This window comes from Nocardiopsis sp. L17-MgMaSL7, from assembly GCF_003182025.1.
Classification (GTDB): Bacteria; Actinomycetota; Actinomycetes; order Streptosporangiales; family Streptosporangiaceae; genus Nocardiopsis; species Nocardiopsis prasina.
In genome coordinates, this window is sequence record NZ_QGTF01000002.1 from 560,360 (window position 1) to 573,273 (window position 12,914).

At 65.6% G+C, this 12,914-nt stretch carries 4 protein-coding genes; 1 reads left to right on the forward strand and 3 read right to left on the reverse strand.

All coding sequences use genetic code 11. The annotated features are described in order from the left end of the window. Window positions 1–28: 28 nt before the first annotated feature. Together BDW27_RS05115 and BDW27_RS05120 are read right to left on the reverse strand one after the other, a co-directional pair. The gene (locus BDW27_RS05115; protein WP_233515645.1) at window positions 29–6,523 is read right to left on the reverse strand and encodes an RHS repeat domain-containing protein; all 6,495 of its coding nucleotides are present in this window, start codon (window positions 6,521–6,523) and stop codon (window positions 29–31) included. A gap of 77 nt (window positions 6,524–6,600) precedes the next feature. After that, window positions 6,601–10,077 carry a LamG-like jellyroll fold domain-containing protein gene (locus tag BDW27_RS05120; protein ID WP_110048400.1) on the reverse strand — a complete coding sequence of 1,159 codons (3,477 nt, stop codon included), beginning with the start codon at window positions 10,075–10,077 and terminating at the stop codon, window positions 6,601–6,603. Between the two features lie 423 nt (window positions 10,078–10,500). On the opposite strand from BDW27_RS05120, the gene BDW27_RS05125 reads away from it, so the two are divergent. Beyond that, complete coding sequence (locus tag BDW27_RS05125; RefSeq protein ID WP_110048401.1) at window positions 10,501–12,243, forward strand: stealth family protein; 1,743 nt, start codon at window positions 10,501–10,503, stop codon at window positions 12,241–12,243. 171 nt (window positions 12,244–12,414) lie between these two features. Here BDW27_RS05125 and BDW27_RS05130 read toward each other — a convergent pair whose 3' ends face one another. Further along, the gene (locus BDW27_RS05130) at window positions 12,415–12,837 is read right to left on the reverse strand and encodes a VOC family protein (protein ID WP_110048402.1); all 423 of its coding nucleotides are present in this window, start codon (window positions 12,835–12,837) and stop codon (window positions 12,415–12,417) included. Window positions 12,838–12,914 lie beyond the last annotated feature (77 nt).

Below are 12,914 nucleotides of genomic sequence, written 5' to 3' on the forward strand. Positions count from 1 at the left end.
CGAAAGGTGACTCTACGTTCTGACAAACCTAGTTCCTTGCAAATGGATTACTGTACGGAACGGGACCACCGAATGTAGAACCGCTGGCGATATTGATGGCATATCCGGCAGACGACGCACCCCAGTCCACAGGCCCTGATTTCATATCCCATCCTTGGAAGATTCCCTCACGGCGCTGCGGGTTTCCCGACCTTGGATTTCTATCCCATTTCTGACTGCCAGCGCGAACCGTTGGCCTTGACCGCATGGACGCTGCAGCACCCCTCCAAGTCCCGGAGGCCAAGCGCCCAACTCCCGCAGCAGCACCTCCTCCGAAACCGAGCATCAAGGCACTCCAACCATGCTCTTTCCAATTAATCGAACCGTTTACTGCGTGATCCATACCAATATTTACAGCCAGAATACCCCCTCCGATTGCCAGACACGCGCCGGCGGATACTACCACACAGGCACCAAATCCGACCCAGCCAGCAACCTTAGAAATCGTGCCCCAATTGTCCTTGGTCCAACCCCAAGCTGTTGAAGCTGAATTTTGAACTCCGTCCCACGCAGATTCCCAAAGACTACGCTCCTCGGACGAAACGGTAGCATTAACCAACGGAGGTCGATTGGGAACCGATTTCTTTACTACAGTCCGCCATTGACTCCAGGTGGACCCCATGTTGGATCGCCTGCTCTGAGTTCTTCCACCCCAAGTTGTCCGATACTGGGTATAAGAAATCTGCCGCCACCCGGAACCCTTCTTGTAGTTCCAGGTTTGAACGCCACTTTCCGTTCGACCCTTGTTCGTGTAGGAGACAGTGGTGTTACCCCCGGCCTCCATGCAGATGCCGTCGGCCGGAGTGCAATATGAGAGCCCGGACCCATCCCAGTACGTGGCGGGGCTGTTGTTGGCGTAGGCGTACCCGTTCATCGTCTGGGCGTCTACCAGGTCCATCAGGGGATCGACGGAGATGAACCGGCCCAGGTCCGCCTCGTAGGCGCGGGCTCCGAGCTGGGTCAGTCCCGTGGAGGCATCGATCATCCCATCGACGAAGCCTCGCTCGCCAGGCCAGCTACCAGTCGTTCCGCGGTCCTGTCCGAACACCGTCATCCGGCGTTGGGCGACCTCGTTGGAGTGGGCATCAATGCTGATCTGGCCGGTGTCGTGGTGGTCCGACACGATCCAGTGCAGGCGACCACTGTTCTCCCGGACCGCGACAGTCTCGCCAGCATGCGTGAAGTAGCGGGTCGCTTCCTCGGTCCCCTCGGCCGGGTCCCAGGTGACCTCCATGCCCGGCAGGTACAGGGTGGTGACCCCGTTGGCCCGACGCAGGAGACGTTCACCATCGGCGTCGTACACGTACTCGGTCTCGGAAAGGTCGCCCGTGACCTTGGTCAGCTCTCCCTCGGGTCCCCATTCGAGGGTCTGGTCGTGCTCGCCACTCTTACGGGAGACCATGTTGCCGGCCTCGTCGTAGTCGTAGAAGTGAGCAGTGCTTCCCCCACTGCCGCTCTCGTCGACCTGAGTGACAGCATGAGCGGGGCCCTGACCGTCCTCGGGCGAGGTGTAGTCGCGGGTGACTCCACCACCGGGACCGTGCTGGACCTCCTGGACCCGGTTGCCGCTGGCGTCGTAGGTGAACTCGTGCCAGTACGGGGCGGTACCGCCCAGCTCCGTCACCTCGGGTTCGGCGTCGCAGGCTTCCTTGCCGACGGCGTCCGGGGTCCAGACCTGGTTCAGGCGGCGCAGGTGGTCGTAGTCAAAGCACTGCACGTCGCTGGCGCGATCAGGGTCAGTCGGCTCGTCGTTGATCGAGAGCAGGTTTCCTCGGGCGTCGTAGCCATAGGTCTGGGTCGACAGTGAACCCTGCCCCTGTTGGGGGACGACACTGGCCAGAGCCAGCCTGTTGGTCTTCTCGTCGAAGTCGAAGCTCTGCCAGGTGCGGCTGGCCCCCAGTACTCCGCGGTGGAGCTCTCGCTGGACGAGATTGCCGACCTTGGAGTAGACGGTCTCGGTGACGATGCGGTCGCCACCCGAGAGGGTGGTGGGGTTACCCAGGTTGTCGTAGCCGTAGGTCACGGGTTCGGCGCGCAAGGCTCCGGCGGCCGGCATGTCCGTGGATCGAACACTGCCATCGGGGTTGTAGAAGGTGCGGAACAGGTAGTTGCCCGCGAGTTCACCCTCGCTGGAGGGGATGTTGATCTGGTGGGCTCGTGGCCGGTTGACCGGGTCGTAGCCCATCACCCTGGTGGTGAAGGCCTGTCCGTCCTCATAGCGCGTCGAGGTGGCGGGGAGGCCGACGGCCACCGCGTCGAAGGTCCATTCGGCCCGAAGGTCGCCGTCACCGTCACGCAGTTCGATCTGGCGGCCCAGCTCGTCGTAGACGGTCTTCAGACTCTGGCCACGGGCGTCGGTGGTCTCGACCAACCGGTCGAGTTCGTCGTAGGCCATGTGGCTCACACCGGTGTCGGGGTCGGTCTCGCTCACCTTACGGCCGCGCAGGTCGTAGTCGTAGGTCCAGGTGTTGTCGCCCGGGTCGGTGACCGTCCGCAACTCGGAGCGCGCGGTGTAGGTGTAGAGGGTCGAGTCGAACTCACCCTCCGCTGCGGGCCCGTGATGCTTGCGTAGTTCCACCGTGTTGCCACGCACGTCGGTGATGGCGGTGGTGCCGGTGCCGCCCTCGGGTTCGGTCACCAGGGTGCGGTCACCCTGGTGTTCGGTGGTGGTGCGGAACTGCTCCACCCCTCGCGACATGTGGACGGCGTCGGTGGCCCTGTCCGCGCCGTCGTACACGGTGTGTGTCCAGCGGGGGATCTCGTCGTGGTTGTTGACCGTGAGTAGTTCCCCGTCCGGCTCCTCCGTGTTGAAGTAGGGCTCGCGGGAGATGACCGTGTTGCCACGGCTGTCGTGGAAGACGTCGGTCAGGACCCGACCTCCGCCAGGAGCCGGAGCCTGGCTCTGGCGCTCGCGGAGCATTCCGTCGAGGATCTGGTAGCTGGTGGTGTAGCGACCTGCGGGGTTCAGCGTGTGTGTGGTGACGACCGTGGGTTTGTCCTTGGACAGGTCGTACTCGAACCTCATGGACGGTGTGAAGTTGCGGTCTCGGGGCCGGTCGGCCAGCCACACGTCGGTCATACGTCCCAGCGGGTCGTAGGCCAGTTCGGTGCGGTTGCCGTTGGCGTCGATCTCCGCAATCGGTTGGGAGCGCTCGTCGTACTCCACGGTGCTCTTGTGACCGAGGGTGTTGGTCGTCTCCACCTTCGAGTCAGGGCCACCGGCGACCTTGGAGGTGTAGGCGGTCGTCGTGGTGTTCCCCTCGGCGTCGGTCACCTCCAGGGCACGCCCGAACGTGTCGAAGGTGGTTTCGGTGATGGTCTGGTAGACCGGCTCACCGTCCACGTAGTCGGCCACCCGCTGCGTTTCGGTGGGGCGGGCCTTGGTGGGGGCATCGCCGAAGGCACCACCGTCGTAGAGGGTACGGGTGTCGCTCACCACGTGGTCGGGGTAGGTGAGGTCCTGCCCACAGGCCGCGGTCACGGTCTGGGTTCGCGCGACGGGGTCGAGCAGGTGCAGACCGGTGTTGCGCGCGTAGGTGGTGGTGGTGCACCAGTCATCGTCGGTCACGGACACGTCGCCCTGGTCGTGGACCGAGTTGATCATGCCGTGGTCGTCGAAGGTGTTGACCGTACGGGTCTGGCGGAAGGATCCGTCTTCCAGAGCCGTGTAGGCGTCCACCTGTTTGGTGTTGGTCAGGTGTGCTTCCAGCGTCCAGCTGTGGGAGGTGGAGGCGGTGCGCTTCTTCCAGGGAGTGCTGATGGTCTTGGAGACCACCTCTCCGCCGACACCGTCACGGACGATGCTCTCGCGAAGTTGCCCGTTGAACACCGGGTCGTCGTCCACGCTGGTCCCGGTGGAGTCGGTGACCCGCACCGTTCTCTTACCGCTGGGCAGGTGGTCACCGTTCATGCCCTGGTAGTAGAGGTGCTCGACCTCGGTCCGAGTCTCGTCGGGATGGCCGGTGCGTTCGATCACGCGGTCGAACCCGCGCCACTGGGACCACGTTCGGTGGTCCTTGTCCACGAAACCGTCGTCGTCCATGTACGCCCACGCGGGTGTGCCCACGTAGTCGTAGCTGGTGATCACGTCGGGCTGCCCGCCCACGAGGTCCACCTCGACCAGGTCGGTCACCACGTACTTGGCGAACCAGTCCGTGATGTCGTCGGCTCCGGGGCGGTGGGTGCGCACGACGGGAAAGCAGCGCTGGGTGTTCTCGTGGGCCTTGGGTTCCTTGCCCGCCTCACAGTCGGAGTCCGCGTAGGACACGTCCACCTGGGCTCCGGTCTCGGTGTGGATGGCGGTGATCCGCCACTTGTTCATCGGGGCCAGGCCGTCGGTGGTGGAATCGACGCGGTTGGGCATCGGCGTGCCGGTGAAGGTGATGGCCGGTTTGGTCTCCGTCCCTTCGCCGGTGTGACCGGTGTGGCTGATGGAGTCCAGCCACAGGGCGGGGTCGGTGCCGTCACCGGGAGCAGGGAAGGAGTGCTTGAACTCCCAGCTGTCGACGGTGGTGTACTCGGTCCCGTCGTGCAGCTGGGTGGTGATCTTGTTCAGCTTCTTGGTGGTCCAGAACGTCGGGGAGTGCTTCCCCGCGCAGTCCTTGTCACACTCCTGGTCCAGGGGGGTGTCCGGCCAGTACTTGGCGTTGGACTCCTTGCGATCCGCGACCTTGCAGCCGAAGTCAGTGTCCACACAGCGCTCTCCGACACCGTAGAGCACCTGGGCCGGGGCGGTGGCCTGGAGGTCGTCCTTGTGCAGCCCGTAGGCGGTGCGCTTGAGGTAGCCGCCTCGGTCGTACTTGACCGGGTCCGACTTGAAGTTGAGTCCGTAGTTGTTGGTCTCTGCCTGGTAGTAGTGGGCCAGCGCGTTGCCCTGGAGGTCCACGACGTAGTCCAGGTTCCAGCGCCACGCCTGATCGCACCACGCGTCGCCCAGGTTGGACTTGTGGCAGGGTTCGCCGACGTCGTTACCGAAGACCGGGACGGTCCAGGCCGAGTTGGTCTCCTCGTCGCCGGAGGAGTGCCCGGGCAGGCGGTTGAGGCCGAAGTGGTACTGGGTGCCGTCGACGGTGGTGACCTTCCAGTGCTCACCGTCGTTGTCTGCATTGGTGGCCCCGGTCAGGCGTTCGATCTTGGAACCGTCGTCGTTCTTGGGCGTCCACTCGCCGTCGTCGTAGACCAGCTCGGTGGAGCGCCCGCCCAGGTTCAGGGTGGCGTTGTGGTGGGACCAGCACTGGTCCGGGATGTCGGTGTCGTCGTCCTGACAGGTCTGGTAACGGCGTTCGATGTAGCCCGGGTGGTAGTCGAAGCCCTCACCGATCCAGGAGGTCTGGTTGTTGGTGCCGGAGGTACGGCCGTCCACGGACTGGGAGGAGTAACCCAGGCTGATCTCCGGCTGGAGACCACCCGCGACGTTGGGCGCCTGGACGGGGTAGTTCCAGGAGAATCCCCCCGACTGGGTACCGACGTTCCATGTCGAGGAGGGGCTCAGCGAGGTGGCGGTGTAGTCACCGGTCCCCTCCTCACTGTCGGCGGCTGCCACCGCTGCCACGAGGATTCCACTGCCGGTCGCGGGGACCAGGGCCCGCAGTGTCCGGACGTCGGTGTCGTTGACGGCGCCCATTTCGTGGGTCGTCCAGCATCCCTCGTCGTCATCGCACTCGGTGAGGGCGACCAGATCCAGCCGGGAGCCGTAGTCGGCTCCGTAAGCCGAGGAGAAGCCCGAGTAGTCGACCTCAACCCGGACCGGCCCAGCGTCGTCGCCACCGTCGGTTCGCGTGACGCGAAGGGCGAGGCCGGACAGCCCCAACTCAGTGGCCTCGGCGCGGTCCAGGACCTCCACCTGAGCCGAGGTCACAGGGCCCTGTGGCTCCTCCGCCTCCTGCTCTTCGGGTTCAGGGGTGGGTTCGGTCTCGGGGTCCGGCTCCGCGTCGACGTCGAATTCGGTCTCAGGCTCCGAGGTCTCCGGCCCATCGAAGACCGGTTCCTCGGCCTCCTCTTCAGGAACCTGTGAGTCGGCGTCGTCGGAACCCTCCGGCAGCGGCTCCGCCGGTGTCCGGCGCTCGTTCGGTCCCTCGGCCTCGTTCTCCTCCTCATGGTCTTCGATCACCTCTGGTAGCGGCGAGACCCAGGCTTCGAACTCCTCGGCGTCGACTCCGCCGACCCAGACGGTTTCGTCATCGACGCTGAGAGCCTGGGGCGCCGCTTCTCCTTCGTCGAAGCCCAGCAGACCCGGCTCGGGCCACTCGGCCTCCGCCAGGGCCTCGACCGCAGCGTCACTCATGGTCGTGTCGTTGGGGATCGCGGCCGGTTCCGCGACGTGGCCGTCCACCGACTCTCCCAGGTCCACGTCCGGGCGGGTGTTGTAGGCCAGGGCGGAGGCGGGCAGCGCAGAGACCAGTCCGGTCACCAGTAGCAGCGAGACGAGGGAGACGAACGGTTTGCGGCCGCGTCGAGAGGCGGGGGGCTGGGGGATGTCAGACACAGAGGGTTCCTCCCGCCCGGCAGGTGTGCCTGCCGGGCAGCTCAAGGGGCTCAGGGGACGAAGGGGAAGACAGGGCGTCAGGGAACCGGCAGGTATCCCGCGATCACGTTGTGGACATCGGCTTCGGTCAGGACCCCCTGGTAGAGGTGGACATCGCTGAGGTCCCCCGCCCATGGGTCGAAGAACTCCTTCTCGAACTGCGCTCCGCCGATCATCACCGGCCCATTCGCGTGCCATGCCCGAGGAATCTCGATCAGATCCTGGGCCACTCCGTCCACATACAGGGTCGCCTGGGCGAGTGTGTGGTCGTAGGTGGCCGCCAAGTGGGTCCACTGACCGAACTCGGCACTGCGGTCGGAGAGGGACCGGTGCCAGCCGCTGGCCCCGGACCGGTCCTCTGGCGGCAGCTTCATCACCCAGCTGTCGTGGTCGAAGGTGTGCTGGTAGCTGAGGTAGAACGCGCTGTGTACCGCGCCATTCTGGGCGACCGCGGTGGAGTTGTGACCCACCTCGTCCAGGCGCACCCAGGCCGCGACACTGTAACTGCGATCCGTGCGTACCGCCGGGGCACCGGTGTGCAGGTGTTCCTTGCCCGCCACGTCCAAACTGACGCCGGGGGCGAAGGTGACCTCATTCATCGCCTGGTTCCACGCGGTGAGCGGGTCGGCCTCCAAAGCGGCGTCAAGGCCATGGTCGGAGGAGTCGGCCGCAAGCGTGCCCTCGGTCTCGTCCAGGCGCCAGCGCCCTTCCAGAGCAGTGGGTCGGTTCGCAAGGTCCCACACCTCGGAACGGGTTTCCTCGGTTTCGATGAAGGGCTCGTCGAAAACGACCCGGTCCCAGACTCGAACGTCGTCGATGCCACCGCGCCAATGCTCGGAGTCGTTCGTGGAGGAGCGGGCGCCACCAACCATCAAGGGGCCCTCAGCCTGCCACGGGGTCTCCAGGGTCGCGGTGTCCTTCTGTCGCACACCGTCGACGTAGAGCACGAGTTCTCCGTCGGCTGGATCGAAGGTGCCGAGCAGGTGGGTCCACACGCCGGTCTGGGCGGGTTCGTCCGACAGAGCCCGTGACCAGCCGCCAGCCCCGGTCTCGTCGGAGGGGGCCATCTTCAGTACCCATCGGTCATGGTCCAGGGTCTGTTGGTAGCCCAGATAGAATCCGCTGTTCTCCAGTCCCGCCTGGGCCACGGCGCTACGGTTGCGGTCCTTGTCGTCCATGCGTACCCACGCCGAGACCGAGAACGCTTCACTGGTGTCCACCACGGGCTCATCGGTGACCAGGCGGGAGTTCTCTCCGTTGATGTCGATCGCCGCGCCTTCCAGGCGCTGCGTCTCACCATTACTGGGACCCACACGACCTCTGACCCATTCGAGGTCACCTGTGGCCTCCAGGGTGCGGTCTCCGTCCATGACATCGGCGGCCACTACGCCTTCACCCTCGTCCAAGGGGATGTACGACACTGGTTCCGCAGGTGGGGCGACGGTGAAGGTGTACGCCAGTCCGCATTCGGAGGAGTTGCCGTAGGCGTCGGTGATGCGGGCGTGAATCAGGTTGGGGCCGTCCCTGCGCGGGGTGATCGGCAGGGTCACGGACGCGCCCTGTTCGTCGAGGTCGACCTTGGTCGAACAGCTCGCGTCGTTGACGCTGTAGTGATACGAGGTGGCCGCATCCACGCCGTTGTTGGCGAACGTGAACTCACCCGTGCGTCCAACGGAACCATGGGGCTCGTCACCGGCCGGGTAGTCGGTGGAGGTCACCTCGGGTCCGGAGTCGGGTTTGGTGGTGTCGACCTCGATGAAGCACCAAGACGACCATGGACCCCAGTTGGAGCGGTCATGGCCACGCACCCGGTAAGCGATGAGCTCTCGCTCAGGAAGGTCACGGGCGGTCACGGGACGGTAGCTGCCTCCGGACCACTTGCCCACGGTCACGTAGGCCGAGTCAGCGGCACCGATGTGACCGTCCGCCCCGTCGAGTTTCCACTCGAACTGCGACTTGACCTGCTGGCCCACCCAGTAGGAGTCACGGTCACGGATCTGGGCGTTGAACCTGACCTCGGTGTTGTTGATCATCCGGGGCGCGGATCGGTCGGTCTGGCAGGTGCCGCCCAGGGAGTCGGAGATGGTGGAGGTCACCGGCTTCTCCGGCGGGTGGTTGTAGTTCACCACGAGCACCGGGGGCTTGCTCTTGGTGTTGACGCGCCGCCAGGCGGTCGTGCCCCTCTCGTCGCGTTCCTTGAGCCTGAGCCGGATGTGGGAGGCGCTGTTGTTCACGCCCCACCGGTAGGCGTTGGTGGCGTCGAACTCCACTCCGCTGCTCTTGGGACAGGTCGCCCAGCCACCACGTACGTTCTGGGTGTCCTGGAGAGTGCGGGTGGTGGGCTGGTTGTTCCAGGTGGTCTTGTTGGTAAAGGCGTCGGTGCGGTGCAGTTGGATGTGGGCGTTGCTGGTGCAGTCCCATCCCCACTCGATCTCGGTCCGTAGCGTGGCCGAGTTGATGATGGTGTTGGGGTGGTTCGTCCTGGCCATCACGGTGAACTGGAAGAACGCGCGCCGAGTGTAGGGCCGGTCCCACTCGACCCTGCCGATGCCCACGTCGTCGACCTTGGGGTTGTAGTAGGCCTGGCCGGGGAACGCGGAGTCGACGTAGGCCCAGTTTGGGCGGCTGGCACTCACGGAGGGGTCGATGTAGACCGGGAACTCGGTGGCCTCGTCCACCAGCATCCCCTGGTCCGGGAGGAGCCGGATGCTGTCGACCTCGACCGAGGTCGGGACCATTTGCACGCGTGCGCCCGAGGGCGCGGACACCGTGGGGTCCTCGCTCTCGTGGCCCTCGCCCGTGGAGTCCCACATGGCCGGGGCCTGGGCGGAGAAAACGCTCTGGCCGCCGGCGTCACCCACAGCGTCGAGGTTGCCGTGCTCGTCCGCTGTCATGGTCACGCCGGTGGTACGCAGCGGGAGAGCGATCTCGGCCAGTTCGGGAAGTTGGGCGGCTTCGGGGGTGTGGACGACCAGGACCTGGCTGAAGCCCTCGGCACCGGCGGTCAGGACGAGGTCGACGTCCGGTAGTACGTCGGTGTAGGTGGCCTGCTCCCCGTCCAGGACGGGCTCGGGAAGGTCGTTGATCCAGCCCAGTGCGACGGTGTTGGATCCGATGCCGATCTGAGCCATCGCGTCGTCTCCGCCGCCGGAAAAGGCGATGTCCATGCCCGCGGCCCGAGGGCGCACCATGCCGTCCTCGGCCCTGACCAAAGTCGTGTCGACGTCCACCCAGCCTTCTCCGGAGCGCACCCTCTGGGGGATCGCGGAGATCTCCGCGGTGAGCGAGCCGTCCGGGTTGGCGAAGTGCTGGGTCTTCTCGTCGATCAGCCCGGGGATCTCGACCGGTTCACCGGTCTGCTCCGCCAAGGCCAGCGCGTCGAACTCCTGTTGCTCTTCGGAACTGGCGGGGTCCGGTGATTTCGGCTCCGCGGCCACGGGAGGAGCGGTGGTCAGGGTGAGGAGCAGGGCAGCAGCGGTCGAGGCCGCCGTCGCACGGGTCCAGGGGCGACGCATGGGATTGCCGTTCGTGTCAAGGGGATGTGAGAACCCGGGGACAACCCTCGCACCTGGGATCAAGGCAGGACTTTAACCAGCACTTACATCGATCCACAATCACTCAAAGCCCCCGCCCCACACATCTGGAACCGGGAACCACCTTTGACATGCAGTTCTTTGAGTTGTCCACATCCGGCCACGTCAACACGTAAACCAACCACCGAGCACGCGCACTGACACCGACACACGTGACCTGACCACGCAGGACGCACACCTGGTCAGAGCACCCTGACGGAACGTAGGAGACGAAACCGTCTCGATGCCAGAAAGCAGACAACGGACCATCCGACCAACCCGTCTTCGTGCTGATTCCAGACGGAACCCGGTACCGCCGCGTTCCACGTCCACGAGCGCGCAGCACACACAGGAGGGTCGAGGTCCATGCCCCTGGCATCTCGTATCAAGAGCACCGGTGAACGTTTCCTGCCACAGGCAACCCGGGAACGCCTGGAGACCGAACGCCAGGACGCCGCCGCTCGTGTGGCCGAGGAACGCCGTCTGGCCAAGATCTCCAAGCGCCGCGAAGCGCTTCTCATGAACGATTCAACGGTGCGGGCCTTCTCCTTGGGCGATGGAGAGTTCCTGGGCCGAACCGTGGAGCGGTTCACCGCCGCAGGTGCTTCGGCTCGCAACCTGGAACTGGTGACCGCTGCCCTCGAACACGCAGGGGTCGACTACTTCCTGGTGCGGGGGCGGTCACCGTTGCGCCATGTGGTGGGGGTGCACCGGTCCGAGCGTAAGAGGGTTCTGGACGCCATGCGTGAGCTGTACGGCAACAGCCCCTTGTTCGCGATCAAGCCGGGCAGTGGTGGTGTCGTCAGCGCCTTTTCTGCTTACGTGGACGGAGCCCTGGCGGAGGAGGTCAAGTCCGGGCTGGTCATTCGGTTCGCTGAGCCTCTACTCTCCCCCTCCGGGCAGGTGTTGGCCGGGTTCGAGTACGGCTGCGACGTGCAGTTCTGGCGGGACGGGGCGACGCTGCTGGAGCGGGACAACCTCGAGGAGTTGCTGGGACGGTTGCGTGTGCAGGCACCGGCCGAGGTGCTGGCCGACTCCCTGGTCGCCCCCACCCGCAACAGGGTCGCGGACGTGCTTCCCGCTTCCCAGCGCAAACCCGCCACGCTGACGGTGAACGGGCGGGAGCACCCCACGTTCGAGCCGTTCACCTGGAAACTCGCCGACGACGTCGACTTCCCGATCGACGTGGTCTACACGTGGGTGGACGGCGAGGACCCCGAGCACGCCACCAAGCGGGCGCGCCACCAGCCGGAGTCGGCTTCCGCCCATGAGCACGCTTCCAACTCCTCACGCTTCACCAGCCGTGACGAGCTGCGTTACTCGCTGAGGTCGCTGGAGGCCTACGCGCCGTTCGTCCGCAACGTGTACCTGGTCACTGACGGTCAGGTTCCCGCCTGGTTGGACACCGAAGCCCCTGGCATCAGCGTGGTCGATCACCGCGACATCCTGCCCGCCGAGGCACTGCCGACCTTCAACTCCCACGCGATCGAGTCACGACTGCACCACATCTCCGGCTTGGCCGAGCACTGGCTCTACCTCAACGACGACGTGTTCCTCGCCCGCCCGGTGCGGGCTGGTCAGTTCTTCCATGCGAACGGGATCGCCCAGGTTCCGTTCTCTCCTTTCCAGTTCGGTACCGGTGACCCGGTGTCGGGCGAGCCCGCTCCGAACTCGGCGGGCAAGAACGTGCGTGCGCTCCTGGAGCGGGACTTCGGCCGGGCCATCACGAACAAGTTCAAGCACGCTCCGCACCCGCAGGTCCGGCAGGTGGCCCTGGAGATGGAGGAGCGCTACCGCGAGGAACTGGAACGCACCGCTCGATCCCGATTCCGCTCCCTGTCGGACGTGGCCTTCACCGCCACACTGCACCACCACTACGCGGTGTTGACCGGGCGGGCGGTTCCGGGTGAGTACCGGATGCGGTACGTGAACATCGGGCTCCCGGACGCGGCCGAACGGCTGGAGGCGTTGCAGTCCGCTGAGGTGGACTTCTTCTGCCTCAACGACGTCGACACTCCGGAAGAAGCCCAGGAAGCGGTGGCTCTAATGGTTCACGGGTTCCTGGAGCCCCGATTCCCGTTCCCCTCCCGCTACGAGAAGAGCTCCTGACCGGACGGTCCCTCGCGGCCTCTTCCGGCACACGAGCCACGGCGTGTTGGCTCCTGGGCTGCTTCCCGGAACCGTTGCGTGGCCACTTGCCGCGGGGGGCGTGGCCGGAGTGGGCCTCTCGAATGGCCGCCGCGACCGGGGCGGGCGCGGCGGCCTTCGGGGCGAGGTGGATCAGCCGACGGGGTACTCGACGGCGATGTCCAGCACCCAGGTGATGCCGAAGCGGTCGGTGAGCTGGCCGTAGAGCGGCGCCCAGGCCGAGGGGCCGATCGGCTGCCTCACCTCGGCTCCTTCGACGAGCTTGTCCCAGTAGCCCTGGAGTTCGGCGGGGTCGGAGCCGCGCAGGGAGACGAAGAACGGGTCCTTGCCCTGGTCCCACTCCAGGTTCGGGTAGGCGTCGTAGGCCATGACGCGGAATCCGTTGTCCGCGACGACCTGTCCGAAGGCGACGTGGTCGGCGGTCTCCGGGGCGGTGTTCCCCATGTCGGCGTAGCTGGCGATGGTCAGCTCACCGCCGAACACGGACTGGTAGAACTCCAGAGCTTGGCGGGCGTTGCCGCGAAAGTTCAGGTGCGGGGTGACGTTGACGGTCATGACCGGGGCTCCTTTGTTCTAGGGAAGAGCCGGACGGGCTCTGCCGGGTACAAGGCAAGACTCGCGGTAGTAGCGGT